Origin of the sequence: Lentzea aerocolonigenes (assembly GCF_000974445.1) — a bacterium.
Lineage (GTDB): Bacteria > Actinomycetota > Actinomycetes > Mycobacteriales > Pseudonocardiaceae > Lentzea > Lentzea aerocolonigenes.
In genome coordinates this window covers 36,501-54,582 of record NZ_BBOJ01000040.1, presented here as the reverse complement: position 1 = coordinate 54,582, position 18,082 = coordinate 36,501, and the positions used below count along the sequence as shown (strand labels likewise).

Genomic DNA, 18,082 nt, shown 5'->3' with positions numbered 1-18,082 from the left:
CGCTTTGACCCCGTCCTGGGCGGGAAACCCGATCGAGTACTCCAGGCCCAGCTCGGTGAGATAGTGCAGCAGCGCCTGGGAACATCCGCCGGAGTCGGCGCGGATGAGCACCTGGTCCCGTTCGGTCTCGGGTAGCTGGGCCAGCGCCAGATCGACCGCCTCGATGTGGTCGCGGGCGTTCCAGGGGGAGGCGTTGCCCGGCCGCAACTGGGCGAGCAGGGTCTCCCCGGTGCCGTGCTCGCCGTGATCGACGAACGCGCACATCGGCGCGAACCCGAAACCCCGTTTGTGGGTGCCGGTGGCGTGTTGTTTGTCCGAGTGCGCGGTCACCAGTGTCGCGTCGATGTCCACGATCACCAGTCCGCCGTCACGGGTCCCAGCTCGCCCGGCCAGTGGCCGCCGCCGCGCCCATACCGCCGCCCGTGCCTGGGCACGAGCGGCGCGGATCGCCGCCAGCGACGCGCCGATGTCGGCGGCGAGTGTGCTGACCAGCCGTGACACCGTCGGGTCGCTGGCCACAGGGCCGAACAGCCCCGGCTGGGCGCGCACGAGGGCGAGATCGGCCAGGCAGTCTCCGCCCAGCGCGACCGCGATCGCGACATCGCAGAGGATCTTGCCCGGATCATGCGTGGCACGCCGGCCCCGCCACGGCGTCAGCGCGCCCGATAACGCCCGCTGCGCCCCGGACAGCCGCAGGGTCTGCCGCAGCAACACCGCGCCCGCCGACGACACCAACGACTCACGAGCCGGATCAAGAACCAGACACGGACCTGCGCTACGCTTCACCTGCGGAGTGCCTTCCTGTTCGGTGTATCTGATGTCTTCGCAAACACCAGTTTTCCTTACAGGACAGGCACTTCCGCGCATTCAGAGGCGTGTCACCTCAGATCAGGTGAAATCCCGAGGCTAAGGCGCCGAGTGGACGAGCAGCGGGATTGCGAGCTCCTGCGGGGTCCGCGAGCCGTGCATCCCGGTCAGCTTGCTCAGCACGGGTTCGGCCTGGCTGCGCACGACCACGGCGGACTTCCTCATCGCCACGACGACGTCCCCGATGCGGTCGACGGCCAGCGGGCCGACCGGGCCGAACCACCCCGCCGCCACGGCTTCCTCCCGCGACAGCACGTCCGCGCGGTCGCCGAGGAACTCCCGCCACACGTCCAGCACCTCGTCGCTCTCGGTGTGCAGGTAGCGCACGCGAGGCTCACCGGCGATCACGCGAACTCCCTCCCACAGCACGGGTTCGGTGTCGAAGTCGATCCGGTCGTCCGCGGTGATCATGCCGTGGTCGGCCGTCACGACCAGCACCGCACCGGACGGCAGGCGCGCCGCGATGCGTTCGGCGAGCGCGTCCACGAACTCCAGCTGCAGCAACCACTCCTCGGACCCCGGCCCGTAGAAGTGCCCGATCGTGTCGAGGTCCGGGTGGTAGGCGTAGCAGAACGAACGGTCCTGCCGGACCGCCGCGACCGCGCCCAGCGCGAGGTCGCCGAAGCCCACGGCACCGCGGTACCACGAACCGCGCAGCACCGCCCGCGTCAGGCCGCTGCCGGCGTGGACGCGGGGCGCGACCGAGCTGACCGCCACCCCGGCCGCCGCCGCGCGTTCGAACAGCGTCGGGTGCGGCTGCACGACCTCGGGCACGAGCGTCTTGCGCAGGTCGTGGTGGTGATCGCCGGCGCGCGACCAGGTCAGCGAGTTGAGCACCTCGTCCCCGACCGCGAACGTGTAGCCGACGATGCCGTGCTCGCCCGACAGCAGCCCGGTGCCGACCGAGGCGAGGCTCGTGGCCGTCGACGACGGGAACCCGACGGAGATGTCCCGGCCGGCCAGCGACGACAGGAACGGGGCGTGCTCGGCGTGCTCACGCAGCAGGTGGTGTCCCAGCCCGTCCACGAGCAGCAGCACGACACGCCGTGCGGACGGCAGGTCCAACGTGTTGTCGGCACCCGGAACTTCCAGGCCCGACAGCAGTGAGGGGACGACCTCGGCGATGGTCACCAGGACACCGTGCCACGTCGAAACGGACAACGGGCAGAATGGCGCGCTGTGACAACGCTCATCCACCAGAAGATCGCTGACGAGCTCGGTGTGGCCACCGGCCAGGTCAGCTCTGCTGTCGAACTGCTCGACGGTGGCGCGACCGTCCCGTTCGTCGCCCGATACCGCAAGGAGGCGACCGGCGGTCTCGACGACGCGCAGCTGCGCACGCTCGAAGAACGGCTCGGTTACCTGCGTGAGCTGGAGGAGCGCCGGGCGGCCGTCCTCACCTCGATCCGCGAGCAGGGCAAGCTCGACGAGGCGCTGGAGGCGCAGATCCTCGCCGCCGACTCCAAGGCGCGGCTCGAGGACCTCTACCTGCCGTACAAGCCGAAGCGCCGCACGAAGGCCCAGATCGCGAAGGAAGCCGGTCTCGAACCGCTGGCCGACGCACTTCTGGGTGACCCGAACCTGAACCCGCAGGAAGAGGCCGCGAAGTTCGTCGACCCGGCCAAGGAGGTCGCCGACGCGGCGGCCGCCCTGCAGGGTGCGCGCGCCATCCTGGTCGAGCGGTTCGGCGAGGACGGCGACCTGATCGGCGAGCTGCGCGAGCAGATGTGGACGCGCGGCCGCGTCGTCTCCAAGGTCCGCGAGGGCAAGGAGACCGAGGGCGCCAAGTTCGCCGACTACTTCGAGTTCGACGAGCCCTTCGCCAAGCTGCCGTCGCACCGCATCCTCGCGCTGTTCCGGGGCGAGAAGGAGGAGGTCCTCGACCTCGTCCTCGAGCCGGAGGAGCCGAACGAGGAGGGCGGCCCGTCGTCGTTCGAGGTGCGCATCGCGGCCCGCTTCGGCATCGACGACCGCGGCCGGCCGGGCGACAAGTGGCTCACCGACACCGTGCGCTGGGCGTGGCGGACCCGGATCCTCGTGCACCTGGGCATCGACCTGCGCGGACGCCTGCGGTCGTTCGCCGAGGACGAGGCCGTGAAGGTTTTCGCCTCGAACCTGCGCGACCTGCTGCTGGCCGCCCCGGCCGGTACGCGCGCCACGATGGGCCTCGACCCCGGCTACCGCACCGGTGTGAAGGTCGCGGTCGTCGACGCCACCGGCAAGGTCGTGGCGCACGGCGTGATCCAGCCGCACGTGCCCGCGAACCGCTGGGACGAGTCGATCGCGAAGCTCGCGGCGCTGGCCAAGGCGCACAACGTCGACCTGATCGCGATCGGCAACGGCACCGCCTCGCGCGAGACCGACAAGCTCGCCGCCGACCTGATCAAGCGCCACCCCGAGCTCAAGCTCACCAAGATCGTCGTGTCCGAGGCGGGCGCGTCGGTCTACTCGGCGTCGGCCTACGCGTCGTCGGAACTGCCCGGCCTCGACGTGTCGATCCGCGGCGCGGTGTCGATCGCCCGGCGCCTGCAGGACCCGCTGGCCGAGCTGGTGAAGATCGACCCGAAGTCCATCGGTGTCGGCCAGTACCAGCACGACCTGTCGGAGTCGAAGCTGTCGCGGTCGCTCGACGCGGTGGTCGAGGACTGCGTCAACGCGGTCGGTGTGGATCTCAACACCGCGTCCGTGCCGCTGCTGACCCGCGTCTCCGGCATCACCGCCGGTCTCGCGGAGAACATCGTGCTGCACCGCGACCAGAACGGTCCGTTCAAGACGCGCACCGCCCTGAAGGACGTGGCGCGGCTGGGCCCGAAGGCGTTCGAGCAGTGCGCGGGCTTCCTCAAGATCCGCGGCGGTGACGAACCGCTCGACGCGTCCTCCGTGCACCCCGAGGCGTACCCGGTCGTGCGGAAGATGCAGCAGGAGGCGGGTGCCGAGCTGATCGGCAACACCGCGGTGCTCACGAAGCTGCGGCCGGAGAAGTTCGTCGACGAGAAGTTCGGCCTGCCGACCGTCACGGACATCCTGAAGGAGCTGGAGAAGCCCGGTCGCGACCCGCGCCCGGCGTTCAAGACGGCGACCTTCGCGGACGGCGTCGAGAAGATCGCCGACCTCAAGCCCGGCATGGTGCTGGAGGGTGTCGTGACGAACGTGGCCGCGTTCGGCGCGTTCGTGGACATCGGCGTGCACCAGGACGGTCTCGTGCACATCTCCGCTCTGTCCAACAACTACGTCAAGGACCCGCGCGACGTCGTGAAGTCCGGTGACGTGGTGCGGGTGAAGGTGCTGGAGGTCGACGAGGCCCGCAAGCGGATCGGCCTGACGCTGCGCCTGACCGACGAGCCGGGCAAGCCCGCTCCGAAGCAGCAGGGCGGCGGTGGCGGCCGCGACCGCCGTCCTCAGCGCGGTGGTGGGCAGCAGCGCGGTGGCCAGCAGCGCAACTCGCCGCCACCGGCGAGCGGCTCGATGGCGGACGCGCTCCGCAAGGCCGGCTTCGGCAAGTAGCCAGATACGAGAAAGGGCCCCTTCCGCCGCGGGAGGGGCCCTTTCTCGTGCGTCCTACTTGGCGCGCGTGCCCTTGGCCTTCACCAGCTCGGACTCGAACAGCTCCTCGACGGTCGTGAGACCGCCGGGCGCCGACTTGTCGACCTTGGTGATGTACGACTGGGTGGACGAGGGCCGGCCCACCAGCGAGTAGTGCAGGGCGCCGGTGAGGCCCTGGGTGTCCAGGCCGTTGGTGTCGTGGAACGCCTTCAGCACGCCGTCCCGCGTGAGGTCACCGTTCTTGCAGGCCTTCTCGACGACCGACAGGAACACCTTCGCGACCGTGTAGCCGTGGTCGACGTACAGCGCGGGCTTGTCGTTGGGGTAGTTCTTGCTGAACGCCGCCGCCACCTCGCGCGGACCGGGCTGGGTGCCGGCGAACGGCGCCACCGACGTCACCACGGACACCTGCTTCTCCACGGCCGCGGCGACCGGCGAGTCCAGCAGCGCGGGGTCGTAGCCCACGACGTTGACCATGAACGGCACGTCCCACTTCAACGCCGCGGCGACGCCCACCGCGGCGGCGGTCTGGGCGGGAGCGGTGCTCAGCACGATCGCCTTGGCGCCCTGGGCCTTCAGCGCGCCGATCTGCTGGGCGAGGTCGGCCGTGGTCTCCCCGATGGGCTGCTCGGCGATCTTCATGTTCCACTGCTGGCCGACGAACCGACTGCCCTCGACCGCGTTGTCGCCGTAGCTGCCCTGGACGTACACGTGACCGACGGTGTCGCCCTCCTTGATGACACCGCGGCGCTTGTAGTGGTCGAGCCCGTTGATGACGTCGAGGTCGTAGGTGGTGCCCACGATCATCATGTGCGGGTTGCCGAGCAGCGACGCGGACCACGACGCGGGCGCGGTCAGCGTGCGGGTCTGCATGATGTCGGGCTCGATCGCCGTGGTCATCGGCGTGCCCGCGAGCTCCAGCAGGCCCAGGACCTGCGGCTCCAGCTCGAAGTAGGCGTCGAGCGCCTTCTGCACGTCGTACGCGTGGTCCTTCTGCTTGATCTCGACCTTGCGCCCGCAGATGCCCCCGCGGTCGTTGATCTGCTTCAGGTAGAGCTCGTAGCCCTTCATGCGGGTCAGCGCGGACGCCTTGAACGGCCCCGTCAGGTCGGTGAGGACGCCGAGCGAGATCTTGTCGTCGGTGACGCCCGGTCCGGTTTTGACCTGGACTTTCTGGTCTTCCTTCGCGCCACAGCCGGCCACGAGGACGGTGAGCGCTAAGGCGGTGGGCAGTACACGGCGGCGGAAGGGCATGCAGCAGTCCTTGGTCGAAAGATCAGGGCCGAACATACTAAGCGGTAGCTCAGTATTAGTTGATCGGTAACACAATGCCTACTTATGTGGTACGGAACACAGCCCGGTTGGGTTCATGTGACTACCGTTCGACTACGGAGTGTGCTAGCTCTTCGGCAACAAACGAAATGAGATACGGCGTTGTCGATCACATTTCGGGTATCCGGACGGCATGGCTGATGACGTGATCACGCTGCTGCACCGGCAACACGCGACCATCCGCACGCTCTTCGCGGAGGTCGAGACCGCCACCGGCGACAAACGCAAGGACGCATGGCATCGGCTCGTGCGGCTGCTCTCCATCCACGAGACGGCGGAGGAGGAGATCGTGCACCCCGCCGTGGCACGTGTGAACGGCGGCGAGCCGATCGTGGACGCACGGGTCGCGGAAGAACACCGCGCGAAGGAACTCCTCAGCACGATGGACGACATGGGCCCCGACGCCGAGGGCTTCGACACGTTGCTCGTGCAGCTGCGCGACGACGTGCTCGCCCACGCCGACCACGAGGAACAGGCCGAGTTCCCGCTGCTGCGCAAGGTGCACGACCAGGAACGTCTCGAACGCATGGCGAAGGCCGTGGAGGCCGCCGAGGCGATCGCGCCGACGCGCCCGCACCCCGGTGTCGAGAGCCCGGTCGCCAACCTGGCGCTCGGCCCCGTCGTGGCCGTCGTGGACAAGGCTCGTGACGCCATCCGCAAGGTCCTCGGGTGAAGATCGTCGTCACCGGCGGCTCCGGCAACGTCGGCACGGCGTTACGACGTCACATCGAGTTCGAGGACGTCGGTGTGGACGTGCGCGCGCTGTCGTCGTTGCGGGATGCCATCCGCGGTGCCGACGTCGTGGTGCACCTCGCGTGGGCGATCAAACCGACGAACCGCGAGACGAACGTCGACGGCAGCGAGCACGTGCTCGCTGCCTGCGTCAAAGAAGAGATCGGACACCTGGTCTGCGCGTCGTCGGTAGCCGCTTACGCACCGGCGGCGCGCTGGTCCAGGGTCGACGAGTCGTGGCCGGTGACGGGCATCCCCGGCAGCTCCTACAGCGCGCACAAGGTGCGACTGGAGGAGATGATCAGCCGCTACCCGTTGCCGTGCACGGTGATCAGGCCGTGCGGCATCGGGCAGGCGTCCGCCGCGGCACAGCTGCGGCGCTGGCTGCTCGGCCGCTGGCTCCCACCGCGGTTGCTGCCGTGGCTGCCGATCCCGTTGTGGGACGGCCTGCGTCTGCAGCTCGTGCATTCCGACGACGTGGCGCGCGCGATCGTGGAGATAGTGCGCCGTAAGGCGTTGGGCGCCTTCAACCTCGCCTCCGAGCCGGTGCTGACGGCGCCCATGATCGCTGAACGCGTCGGCGCCGGCCGGTTGCCCGTGCCGTATCCGGTGATCGAGAAGCTGGCGGGGGCGACGTCGAAGCTCGGGTTGCAGCCGCTCACCCCGGAGTGGGTCCGGATGGCCGATCAGGCACCCCTGGTACGGACCACCCGAGCCCACGAAGATCTGGGATGGTGGCCCGGACACGACGCACGTGATGTGCTGAGCGAGGTCGTCATGGCAATGGGAGGGCGTGCGTGAACGAGGTTGATGCGGTCGTCATCGGCTCAGGCCCGAACGGCCTGGTCGCCGCCACGCTGCTGGCGGACGCGGGCTGGGACGTGCTGGTGCTCGAACAGCGCGCCACCCCCGGCGGCGCCGTCGCCTCCGCCGAGACGACCGCGCCCGGATTCACGAACGACGTCTACAGCGCGTTCTACCCCCTTGGCCTCGGTTCGCCCGTCATCGGCGCGTTGAACCTCGACGTGCAGTGGGAGCACGCACCGGCCGTGCTGGCGCATGTGCTGCCAGACGATCGAGTCGCGCTCCTCTCTCGTGACGTCGATGTCACCGCGAAGTCCGTCGGCGCGTTCGCACACTCGGACGCCGAGGCCTGGCAGGCCGAGTACGCACGCTGGCGGCAGGTCCGCGACGGAGTGCTGGACGGGCTGTTGCGCCCCTTCCCGCCCGTGCGCGGTGGCCTGTCGTTGCTGCGCACGCTCGGTCTCGGCGACACGTTGCGGTTGACGCGACTGCTGACCCAGCCCGTGCGTCGGCTCGGTGAGGAGCTCTTCGCCGGTGAAGGCGCTCGTGTGTTGTTGGCGGGCAACACGATGCACTCGGACCTCGGCCCGGACCAGGCCGGTGGCGCGGGTTTCGGCTGGTTGCTGGCCATGCTCGGGCAGGACGTCGGCAACCCGGTGCCCCGCGGCGGCGCGGGTGAGCTGGCCGCGTCCCTCGTCCGCAGGTTCGGCGGGCGCGTCGAGACCAACGCGAAGGTGACGGACGTGCTCCACGCGCGCGGTGTCGCCGTTGGCGTGCGTCTGGCTGATGGGTCGGTCGTGCGCGCACGCCGCGCAGTCCTGGCCGACGTCACCGCACCGTCGCTCTACCTGGACCTGATCGGCGCGGACGCGTTGCCGGCGAAGCTCGTCGAGGACCTGAAGCGGTTCCAGTGGGACGGCGACACGATCAAGGTCGACTGGGCGCTGTCCGGCCCGATCCCGTGGACCAACCCCGAGGCCGCGCAGGCGGGCACCATCCACCTCGGCGGCGACGTCAACGGCCTGGCCGGCGTGGCGCACGAGCTCGCGTGCGGCAAGGTGCCGCGCAACCCGTTCATGATCCTGGGCCAGATGACGACGACCGACCCGACCCGCTCCCCCGCCGGAACCGAGGCCGCCTGGGCGTACACCCACGTGCCGCTGGGCGGTAACTGGACGCCGGACCGGCTGAAACGCCGCGCCGACCGCATGGAACTGATGATCGAGGAACGCGCGCCGGGCTTCCGTTCCCGCATCGTCGGGCGTTCGGTGCTGGGCCCGGCGGACATCGGCTCGGTCAACGGCGGCACGGCGGCCATCCACCAGCAGCTGGTCTTCCGGCCCGTGCCCGGTCTCGGCCGCGCGGACACCCCGTTCGACCGCCTCTACCTCACCGGTTCCTCGGCGTGGCCGGGCGGCGGCGTGCACGGCGCGGCGGGCGCGAACGCGGCACGGGCGGCACTCGCGCGCTGGGGCGCGGCGGGCGGCCTGTACAAAGCACTCGTCCAGGGCGCACAACGCGCTCTCTACTGACGACCCTTCGCCAGCGCTTTGAGGCGCTGCAACGTTTCCCGGTTGCGCGGAGTCAGCAGCAGGTCCTGCACGACGTCGGGCAGCAGCGTCGACGGACCGCGCACCACGCGTTCGGCCATGCGCACGTGCGTGAGCTGCCCCCGGTCCTCCAGCGTGAACGTGATCCGCGCGGCCCCGGCGGGCCACAGCCGGGCGTCCAGCTCCAGCAGCCGCGACGGCTCGCAGCGCACCACCTCGGTGGTGTCCTGGATGACGAGCGGCCACGGCCCGACGCTGTGGTGGATGCGCGTGCCGGGCTTGGGCCAGCCGGTGTCGACGTCGCGGATGTGCGACGCGCCCACCACCCAACCGGCGTACGACCAGCCGTCGGCGAGCACGGCCCACACGGCGTCAACGGGCGCTTCGACGTTCAGAGAGACCTCAGCCACGCCCAGGAGGTACCCCGCCTGTCAGGAGGCAATCCGGCGCGTGCGGCGGCTTTCGGCCTTGCGTTGCAGGTGGTCGGCGGTGAGCTCCAGCTCGTAGGTCCGCAACGCCTGGTAGCGCGGCGAGATCCGGAGGGCGAACGTGCCGCTGAGCCGCTCGATCGCCGACGCCGCGCGATCGAGCCGCCTGCGGGCGGCGTCCAGGCCACCGGCTCGCAACATGCGCAGGCAGTTCTCGGCCTCGCAGTTGTACGAGCGGAGCATCAGCGCCGACCAGTCCTCGACGAGCCGGCGCCCGGTGGCGTCCGACCCGTTGTAGGTGACCTGCCCGCCACCTTCGACCGCGGCGCCGGTCTTGATCAGCGTCTTCATCTCGCCGTGGATCAGGTCGAGCTGGGCCTGGTGGTCCGCGGCGGCGTCGGTGCGGAAGACACCGGCGCGCTGGAAGGTGAGTTCTTCCTTCAACGGCTGGAGTTCGGCACGGGCGTTCTTGATCCGGTGCCGCAACGCGACGAGCTCGGCGCCCGCGCGGTCGACCTCTTCCAGCGCGTTGTCCTGCGCTGTTCGGGCGTCACCGATTCGAGCGAGAAGCTCCTGCAGGCCCTCGACGGCCTGCTCCAGCTCAGCGATCCGGCGGTTCTTGCGCCCGAGCATGTCTACCTCCCCGAACAGCGACGAAAGGCCCATGACCGTTCCATCGCAAGGAGGTATCCGCCGTTATCTACCGCGCTATGCACCCACCCCATCGAGTGAACCGACGAATCGAACGAACCCTTCGGGGTCCTCGCTCGTTGCCGACTGCTGCAAGATCACGCTGGTAGCGCCCGCCTCGGCCACCGACGAGACGAGATCCGTGACGAACGCGCGGTCGCGCGAGTCCGTCTCCACGTAGACGATCACGGGGTGCTCGCGGGACGACCTGATCGTCCGCACCCGGTCGAGATCGGCGGAGGCGTCGAGGATCGTGCCGTCACCGACCTCTCCGGCGAGGTCCAGGGTCTTCATGCCGAGCCCGCCCACGTAGATCGGCATCGGCGCGGCGGGCGGCCAGTCCAGCGCCACACCGGTCAGGTTCACGTACCGGCCGGACGTGGTGACGCGCTCACCGGCCAGGAGCGCCTTGAGTGCGAGCGTGTACTCGCGCAGGAGCGTGAGCGGCGACGACGCCCGCGCGCCGACCTGACCCATCCAGTCCTGCACGCCGTGGCCCACGCCGATCGTGACGCGGCCGGGGAACAACCGGTCCAGCGTCGCCGCCTCCATCGCGGTCAGCGCGACGTTGCGCAGCGGCACCGGCAGCAGCCCGACGCCGACCTTCAACCGTTCCGTCCACGCCAGAGCCGCTGAGGCACAGGCGATACCGCTCTCCAGGAAGCAGTCCTCCCACAGCCACAGGGAGTCCACACCGGACTCCTCGGCGGCGAGGACGACGGAACGCAGGTTCTCGGGCGGGAGCTGGGGCCGGTAGACAGCGCCGAGTGTGGTCACTCGTCCACTACTACCGGCCCCACCGCGCTTCAGCAACAGAGTTGGGTCAGCCGGCGCTGTGGTACGTGACGTCCCAGTGGTTCGACTCGCGGTAGTAGATGTTGCCCGCGGCCGACTTCCACTTGTTGCCACCGATGGACGTGAAGGTCCCGGTGATGTAGTTGGTGACGCAGCTCGACAGCCGGTAGTCGACCTTGTAGCCGTTCCAGTGCGAGTAGGTGCCCGACGCGTGGCCCGTCTCGGTGCCGCCGGTGATGGTCAGCGCACAGCCCGACGCGCGCTTGAACGTCTTGGCTCCCGCGATGGTCGTCTGGTTGATCTGCTCGAACGAGGTGCAGTTCGGACGGTTGCGGTCACTGCACCCACCGCTCGAGGTCCACGAGATGCCGGCGGCGCTCAGCTGCGCCGTCGCCTGCGCGTGGGTGTACTTGGCCGGCGCCGCCGAGGCGACGGACGCCCCCATCAGCAGAGCGGCGAACATCGCGATCACAGCAGCGATCGTGCGAACGAACATGCTCTCTCCTTATGCCCAAACCGAAGTGCGGCAAAAGGTAGGAACCACCGGTAAAGAGACGCCTAAATCGACCTTTGGCCGATCTTTGGCGCTGCCCTGGACAGTTCCGGTCGTCACCAACGAGGCAAGTCGATCGGAGCAACAACGATGCGCATTCGCCACGCCGTCGCGGCGACCGCACTCTCGCTCGGACTGCTGTCCGGCATCTCCGGCATCGCCCACGCGATGCCCGAGGGTCCCGCCGAGCAGGAGACGCCCATCTCCCAGGAGCAGGCGGCTGCCGGCTACGGCGGCACGATCACCCGCACCGAGGTCATGAAGCGGGCCAAGGACTGGTGGGACCGCAAGGTTCCGTACTCGCAGAGCGCCTACACGTGGGACGTCAACCACGGCAAGAAGTACCGCCAGGACTGCTCGGGCTTCGTGTCGATGGCGTGGAAGCTGACGTCCAGCCGCACCACGTCCACTTTGGACGAGGTCGCCACGAAGATCTCGTGGGCCAACCTCAAGCCGGGTGACATGATCCTGCGCAACGGTCACGTCAAGCTGTTCGAGAAGTGGGCCAACAGCGCGCACACCTCCGTGTGGATCTACGAAGAGGGCAACACCCGCGACGACATGGACCACGAGTCCATCTCGATCGCTTCGCTCAAGGACGGTGGCTACGCCCCGTGGAAGTACAAGAAGATCAGCGGCTGATCAGCTGATCGCGAGGCCCCACTGGGCGTGCCAGGTGCGCACTTCCCCCACCTCCCTGGTGCCCAGCCGGGCGAAGATCCCCGCGGCCTCGTCCCAGCAGCGGTCCGCGCCTGCGACGTCCCCCGTGCAGGCGTGGACCGCTCCGAGGTCCCGGAGGGTGCGCGCCCGCCACAACGGCAGGCCGAGGTCGTGGAACCACGTGAGCACCTCGGTCAGCGCGACGCGGGCACCGGGGTGGTCGCCGGCCGCGAGCCGCCACTCCCCCAGCGTGCGGCGGACGAGCGCCTCGCCGAACCGGTCGCCGACGTCGCGGCAGCCGTTCAGCGCGGTGTGGATCAGCTCCTCCGCCGGGTCGAGGACACCCTTGCGCAGCAATACCTTCGCCCACGCCTGGGCGGTGTAGCAGCCGAGCAGCTCGTCACCGGTGCCCGCGACCATCTCGTGGGCGCGCACGATGTGCTCCTCCGCCAGGTCCAGCTCGCCGCGGGCTCGGTGCACGAGCCCGATCCCGCGGGCGGCGAGCGCCTCACCTCTCCTGCTGCGCGCCTCGCGGTACACGGACTCCGCGTGCGCGAGCGTGTCGAACGCCCCCTCGTCGTCGCCGAGTTCTCGTTTGATGGAGCCGATTCCGTACAGCGCGTGCCCGACCCCCTCGGGATCGTGCGACTCCAGCAGCTCGCGGGCCCTGCCCAACGCCTCCAGCGCGCACGGGTAGTCGCCGACGTCCCGGCAGACCATGCCGATGCCGTTCATCGCGACGGCTTCACCGCGCTTGTCGCCCAGGTTGACGAACAACGTCTTCGCGGTGTCGAACCACGACCGCGCGTCGGCCAGGTTGTCGCGCTTGTAGTGCATCTGCCCGAGACTGCACCGCAGCACCGCCTCGAGTCTCAGGTCGCCGGTCCGCCACACGGCTTCCAGTGCCGCCCTGTGCGTTCTTTCCCAGGCCTCGTACCGGTTTCTGAGCCCGAACCACGCGAAGACCAGCACCTCCGCGAGCTGGCACGCCATCTCCGCGAGATCCAGTTCCGCGGCGCGTTCGACGAGCTTGACGAGCAGCGACTCCTCGCGCGCGAACCAGGCGTCCTTGTCGGTCGGGCGCGCGGCGGAGGCCACGATCCCCAGCGAGTCCTGCATGCGCGGCACGGCGAGGAAGAGCTGCTCGGTGAGCCCGTCCACAGTGGACAGCGCGGCGACCACGGCCCTGCGGACGAGGTCCTCGCGTTCGTGTTGCGGGTCTTCGGCTTCCGCGAGCTCACGGGCGTGCAGCCGCACCAGCTCGTGCATCCGGTACCGCGCGCTGCCGATGACGTCGAGCAGCCGTGCGTCGACGAGCTGGTCGAGCACGTCCTCGTCGAGCAGGTGCGCCCACAGGAAGCTCGGTACCTCGGGCAGCCCGAGGAACCCGAAGATCCGGTAGGCGCCGCGGACGTTCTCGTCGAGCGCCCGGTACGTCAGCTCCAGACTGGACCGCACGGCGAGGTCGTCCGCGACCAGCTCGTCGAGTCTCGACCGCTCGTCGGAGAGCCGTCTGACGAGCTTCGAGACCGGCCAGTGCGCCCGTCCCGCCAGCCGCGCGCCGGTGATCCGCACCGCGAGCGGCAGGTACCCGCACAGCCGCGCGACCTCCCTGGCCTGGTCCGGCTCGTCCGCCACCCGGTCGTCGCCGAGGATGCGCTTGAGGAGGGTGACGGCCTCGTCGCCGCTCAGCACGTCCAGCGGGATCCGGCGCACGCCTTCGAGCGCGGACAGCCTGCTGCGACTCGTGATCAGCGTCAGGCAGCCGGGACTGCCGGGCAGCAGCGGCCTGACCTGCGACACGCTCGTGACGCCGTCCAGCACGATCACCACGCGCCGCCCGCCGACCGTGGCCCGCCACAGCGCCGCGCGTTCCTCAGCGGACTCCGGGATCCGCTCGCTCGGCACGTCCATCGCGCGCAGCAACGCGTCCAGCGCCCCAGACGGCGAGTGCAGGTCGACGAACAGCTGCCCGTCCGGGTACCGGTCCGCCAGCCGGTGCGCCGCGTGCACGGCCAGCGCCGACTTGCCGACCCCCGCGGGCCCTTCGATCCACCAGACGCCGCCGTCGCTGTCGAGCAGCCTCCCGAGCTCGCCGTCGCGCCCGGTGAAGTCACCGGCGTCGCGCGGCAGGTAGTTGCGCCGGCTGTCCCGCGCGCCCTCCAGGACGTCGCGGTAGAGCTGCTGGAGCTGCTCGCCGGGCTCCACACCCAGCTCGTCGACGAGGACCTTGCGCGTCTCCCGGAACACGCGCATCGCGTCGGCCCGCCGCCCGGCCCTGGCGAGCGCCGTCATGAGCTGCCCGCGCAGCCGTTCGGCCAGCGGGTACTCGCTCACGAACGCCCCGAGCCTCTCGACGAGCTCGGCGTGGCGCCCCAGCGCCAGCTCCGCGTCCACCCACATCTCGGCGGCGGCGAGCCGTTGCACGTCGAGCGTCTGCGCGAACACCACCGGCGTGCCGCGCCACAACCGCAGCGCCTGCCCGAGCGCCTCGGCCTTGACCTTGAGGTCGGTCTCCTCACCCGCCTGCGCGACCAGCCTGCGGAACGCGTGCAGGTCGACGTCCTCGGGTTCGGCGTTGAGGACGTACCCGGCGGCCCGGTGCTCGACCGGCAACCCGGCCCTGCGCAGGCTGGAGATGTGCACCTGCAGCGACTTCCGCGCCTGGGGCGGCGGCTCCTCACCCCAGATGAGATCGATGAGCCGGTCGACCGGAACGATCTTCCCGCACTCGACCGCCAAGACGGCTAAGATCTGCGCGGGCTTCGGCGGCACGGACGGCTCGACCGGCCCCAGAATCCTGACCTCCACTGCGCCCCCACCAGTGTTGATGATTCACCAAGTTCTGCGCGGTATTGCCAAATACTGACGCAGCCCGGCGTACCCGGTTCCGCTTTGGGGTGAGGGCCACTCGAATGGACGCAGAGCTGGATGCAACCAGACCAGAGAACACTCCGTCCAGCCCACTTTCAGTGGGCATGAATGTGAACCTTTGTTGCGATTTCTACAGGCTCGCTTTGAGCCTCGCGAACTCCTCGGCCAGCGCGGGCAGCTGCCAGTGCGCGTTCAACCCGCTCGGATTGGGCAACAACCACACCCGAGCCCCACCTACCGTGTCCTGCTGCGGCCCGACCTGCGCCTTCTTGCGCCCGAAGGCGGCCCGGTACACCGTCACGCCCAGCACCGCCAGAACTCCAGGCGAATACCGCTCGACTTTTTCGGCGAGCTCGACCCCGCCCGCTTTCAGTTCGTCAATTGTTAATTCGTCGGCCTTGGCACTCGGCCGCGCGACGACGTTGGTGATGCCGAGCCCCAGTTCGAGCAGGCCTTCCTGTTCGGCGGGCGCGAACCGCCTGGGGGTGAAACCGGACAAATGCAGCGCGGGCCAGAACCGGTTTCCCGGCCGCGCGAAGTGGTGCCCGGTCGCCTCCGACACGAGGCCGGGGTTGATGCCGCAGAAGAGCACGTCGAGGCCGGGCTTGATCACGTCGGCAATCACGGGCCGAGCTTACGACGACGACACCGGCACCCGCGGCCGCGGCGTCCACATCGTGTAGCCCGCCCTCCGCGCGTCCTCCGGCGAGTGGAAGAACGCGTCGCCCTTCATCCGCTTGTAGTACGGCGACTCCGGCGTGTGGTACATCATCGTCCGCGAGTTCGCCTTGATCGTGGGCACGGCCGCGACCGGCTCCTCCATGATCGACAGCGGCGCCTCGGGGGAGGTGTCCCGCGGCCTCATCGTCAGCCACGTCAGCAGCACGCCGGCCAGGAACGCGCCCGCGCACAGCAGGAACATCTGGAAGAAGAACCCGAACACCGAACAGCTCCTAGCCCGTAGTCGTGAAGTCCTCGTCGACGCGCAGGCCCGGGGCGGCGGCGCGCAGGGCGTCGCTCAGCGAGCCCGCGCGTTCGGGGTCCGCCACGCGCGCCGAGGCGGTCAGGTGTCCTTTGTGGACCACGCCGGTGAAGTCGGTGACGCCCTGGTCCAGCACCGCCTCGAGCAGTGCGGCGGCCACGTCCGGCGGGACGGGCATGCGTTCACCCTCGTCGGGGGTGATCATGTCGGTGATCCGGTGGGCCGCGGTCAGCGCGCGCACGGCGTCCACGACCTCCTGGCGCTCGCCCGCCGTTCCCGCGGTGCCGGCCAGCACGATCTCCGCCGAGCGCACCGCGATCACCAGGTGGCCGGGCGTCACGTCGGGCGCGGGATGGGCCGCGAGGCCCGCCGTGGCGAGCAACGCCGGCACGACGAGGGCGCCGACGAAGACGCGTTGCAGCAACTGCACGCGCCTGACCTATCTCATCCGGGCGACTCCATGCCACCACCTGGAGCAGAAGACCCTGGACAACACGCCCGAATTCACCCGTTCGGGGTTACCTCGACGGTCGAGCCCGCGGCCACGAGGCGCCAGTCCGACCCGGTGAAGTCGGCCGGGTTCAGCACGCCCGCCGCCTTGACCCAGTCGATCAGCAGCTGGCGGATCTCCTGCTGCTGGTTGTGCAGCACGGGCGCGGACGCGATGTGCGGGAAGTCGCCGCCGCCCGCCTGCCGGTAGTTGTTCACGGCCACCGCGAACTCGAACGAGTCCCCGACGGGCTCACCGCCGAACTTCAAACCGGTGATCCGCGAGCCGACCGGCTGCGCGATGTCGATGGAGTAGGTCAGCGGCGCGGTCAGGCCGTAGGCGATGTCGAAGTTGTAGTCCGGCACGTCCGCGGACACCTCCGCCGCCGAGAACGGCCCTGGCCCGGACACCTGCCGGAAGTACCGCGCCGACTCCTCCAGGAAGTCGCGCAGCTGCGCGCCGGTCAGCCGCACACCCACCAGGGTGTTGTCGAAGATGTAGAGCCCCGCGACGTCCCTGATGGACACCTCCCCCGCCGGGATCGCCGCCGCCCGGTTGAAGGGCGCGCACAACGACACCACGGGCAACGACGTCGACTTGGCGATCTCCAGCGCCTGCACGTGGTTGATGAACCGCAGCGCCGGCGTGTCCTCGAACCGCGAGCGCGACGCCGACATCGCCCCGGCGCACGTGCCGATCCGCGCGTTGACGTAGTCCACGACCTTCGCGTGGTCGTGCCGCAGCAGCCGCACGATCCGCGGGTCCTCCTCCACCGACGCCGACGACAGCACCTCGGAGCGCGACGCCACCAGCTCCCAGCGCTGGTCGTAGCGCAGGTCGAACTCCATCAGCGACAGCCGCTTGCCCCAGAACAACGGCTCGGTCAGCAGCACCGGCCGCCCGGTGACCTTGTTCGTCACGAACCGCTGCGGGATCTCCACGTGCGCGTGCCCGACCAGCACCGCGTCGACCCCCGGCACCGTCTCGGCCACCAGCTCGGCGCAGTTCTCCGGGAACGGCACCTGGTCGCCCAGCGACGACGAGAGGTCCGCGCCGGAGTGCGCCGCGATCACCACGAGGTCGGACTTCGACCGCACCTCCGGCACCCAGTGCAGTGCCTGCTCCACCAGACCGGGAAACGTCAGCACGCCCTCGACGTGGGCGCGGTCCCACACCGCGATGCCGGGGTTCGTCAGCCCGAGGATCCCCACCCGCAACGGCGGGCCGCCCGTGCGCCACACCGTCTTGATCACGTACGGCGGGAACGCGGGCTGCCCGGTGGTCACGTCCAGGGCGTTGGCCGCGAGCAGCGGGAACTCCAGCTGCCGCTCGAACGTCCGCAGCACCTGCAACCCGTAGTTGAACTCGTGGTTGCCCAGCGCCGCGGCGGTGTAGCCGATGGCGTTCATCGCGGCCGCCATCGGGTGCACGTGCGTGCGCGTGATGGGCTCGACCTTCGCGTAGTAGTACGCGAGCGGTGTGCCCTGGATGGTGTCACCGGCGTCGAGCAACAACGTCCTGTGGCGCCCCACGTCCGCACGCACCTGCGAGACCAGCGTCGAGATCTTCGCGAGCCCGACGTCGTTGTGCGCGAAGTCGTCGAACTCGCGGTCGAGGTAGTAGTCCCAGTTGAACAGGTTGCCGTGCAGGTCGGTGGACCCCATGACGGTCAGCGTGAACGTGCGCAGGCCGCTCACCTCCGTCAACTCGTCGGGCCTCAAACCGAACATAGCTCCTCACAATTGACGTAACCGCCAATCGCCCGAACGGTGGACGGGTCTC

Annotated in this window: 17 protein-coding genes; 5 read left to right on the top strand and 12 right to left on the bottom strand. The window is 69.7% G+C overall.

All coding sequences use genetic code 11. From position 1 onward, the window contains the following. The coding region (locus AOM45_RS47140) for a transposase (RefSeq protein ID WP_174517981.1) at window positions 1-786 on the bottom strand (786 nt) is incomplete at its 3' end. A 120-nt stretch (window positions 787-906) separates the two neighbouring features. Continuing rightward, window positions 907-1,998, bottom strand: a complete 1,092-nt coding sequence (locus tag AOM45_RS47135; protein WP_236704091.1) for an alkaline phosphatase family protein — start codon at window positions 1,996-1,998, stop codon at window positions 907-909. A gap of 48 nt (window positions 1,999-2,046) precedes the next feature. On the opposite strand from AOM45_RS47135, the gene AOM45_RS47130 reads away from it, so the two are divergent. Beyond that, window positions 2,047-4,371 carry a Tex family protein gene (locus AOM45_RS47130; protein ID WP_030473582.1) on the top strand — a complete coding sequence of 775 codons (2,325 nt, stop codon included), beginning with the start codon at window positions 2,047-2,049 and terminating at the stop codon, window positions 4,369-4,371. Window positions 4,372-4,425: 54 nt separating this feature from the next. Here AOM45_RS47130 and AOM45_RS47125 read toward each other — a convergent pair whose 3' ends face one another. After that, window positions 4,426-5,664, bottom strand: coding sequence for an ABC transporter substrate-binding protein (locus AOM45_RS47125; protein ID WP_030473583.1), 1,239 nt, complete (start codon window positions 5,662-5,664; stop codon window positions 4,426-4,428). Window positions 5,665-5,875: 211 nt separating this feature from the next. On the opposite strand from AOM45_RS47125, the gene AOM45_RS47120 reads away from it, so the two are divergent. From AOM45_RS47120 to AOM45_RS47110, 3 genes are read left to right on the top strand one after another with little or no spacing between them, the layout of a single operon-like run. Next, a complete protein-coding gene (locus tag AOM45_RS47120) occupies window positions 5,876-6,415 on the top strand; it encodes a hemerythrin domain-containing protein (RefSeq protein WP_030473584.1) in 540 nt (179 codons plus the stop codon). Continuing rightward, complete coding sequence (locus AOM45_RS47115; RefSeq protein WP_035913860.1) at window positions 6,412-7,275, top strand: NAD-dependent epimerase/dehydratase family protein; 864 nt, start codon at window positions 6,412-6,414, stop codon at window positions 7,273-7,275. The genes AOM45_RS47120 and AOM45_RS47115 overlap by 4 nt, the downstream gene beginning before the upstream one ends. Further along, window positions 7,272-8,810 (top strand): phytoene desaturase family protein, encoded by a 1,539-nt coding sequence (locus AOM45_RS47110; RefSeq protein WP_030473586.1) that lies wholly within the window; start codon window positions 7,272-7,274, stop codon window positions 8,808-8,810. Before AOM45_RS47115 ends, AOM45_RS47110 begins: the two co-directional genes overlap by 4 nt. Here AOM45_RS47110 and AOM45_RS47105 read toward each other — a convergent pair. The 4 genes from AOM45_RS47105 to AOM45_RS47090 form a co-directional block, all read right to left on the bottom strand. Continuing rightward, window positions 8,804-9,238, bottom strand: a complete 435-nt coding sequence (locus AOM45_RS47105) for an SRPBCC family protein (RefSeq protein ID WP_030473587.1) — start codon at window positions 9,236-9,238, stop codon at window positions 8,804-8,806. The two genes, AOM45_RS47110 and AOM45_RS47105, sit on opposite strands and share 7 nt — an antisense overlap. Window positions 9,239-9,259: 21 nt before the next feature. Beyond that, complete coding sequence (locus tag AOM45_RS47100; protein ID WP_169792654.1) at window positions 9,260-9,889, bottom strand: SNIPE associated domain-containing protein; 630 nt, start codon at window positions 9,887-9,889, stop codon at window positions 9,260-9,262. Between the two features lie 75 nt (window positions 9,890-9,964). Then, window positions 9,965-10,723 carry an LLM class flavin-dependent oxidoreductase gene (locus AOM45_RS47095; protein WP_030473589.1) on the bottom strand — a complete coding sequence of 253 codons (759 nt, stop codon included), beginning with the start codon at window positions 10,721-10,723 and terminating at the stop codon, window positions 9,965-9,967. Window positions 10,724-10,769: 46 nt separating this feature from the next. Further along, on the bottom strand, window positions 10,770-11,237 hold the full coding sequence (locus tag AOM45_RS47090) for a hypothetical protein (RefSeq protein ID WP_030473590.1): 468 nt from the start codon (window positions 11,235-11,237) through the stop codon (window positions 10,770-10,772). 147 nt (window positions 11,238-11,384) lie between these two features. Between AOM45_RS47090 and AOM45_RS47085 the strand changes: the two genes are divergently transcribed. Beyond that, window positions 11,385-11,936, top strand: a complete 552-nt coding sequence (locus AOM45_RS47085) for a hypothetical protein (protein ID WP_051784756.1) — start codon at window positions 11,385-11,387, stop codon at window positions 11,934-11,936. On the opposite strand, the gene AOM45_RS47080 is transcribed toward AOM45_RS47085, so the two are convergent. The 5 genes from AOM45_RS47080 to AOM45_RS47060 form a co-directional block, all read right to left on the bottom strand. Next, on the bottom strand, window positions 11,937-14,765 hold the full coding sequence (locus AOM45_RS47080) for an AfsR/SARP family transcriptional regulator (protein ID WP_051784757.1): 2,829 nt from the start codon (window positions 14,763-14,765) through the stop codon (window positions 11,937-11,939). Between the two features lie 193 nt (window positions 14,766-14,958). Then, on the bottom strand, window positions 14,959-15,453 hold the full coding sequence (mug, locus tag AOM45_RS47075; protein WP_030473593.1) for a G/U mismatch-specific DNA glycosylase: 495 nt from the start codon (window positions 15,451-15,453) through the stop codon (window positions 14,959-14,961). 9 nt (window positions 15,454-15,462) lie between these two features. Further along, on the bottom strand, window positions 15,463-15,771 hold the full coding sequence (locus AOM45_RS47070) for a sunset domain-containing protein (RefSeq protein ID WP_030473594.1): 309 nt from the start codon (window positions 15,769-15,771) through the stop codon (window positions 15,463-15,465). 10 nt (window positions 15,772-15,781) lie between these two features. After that, window positions 15,782-16,240, bottom strand: coding sequence for a hypothetical protein (locus tag AOM45_RS47065; RefSeq protein WP_030473595.1), 459 nt, complete (start codon window positions 16,238-16,240; stop codon window positions 15,782-15,784). Window positions 16,241-16,314: 74 nt separating this feature from the next. Further along, entirely contained in the window at window positions 16,315-18,030 is a 1,716-nt protein-coding gene (locus AOM45_RS47060) for a bifunctional metallophosphatase/5'-nucleotidase (protein ID WP_081902800.1), read from the bottom strand. Window positions 18,031-18,082 lie beyond the last annotated feature (52 nt).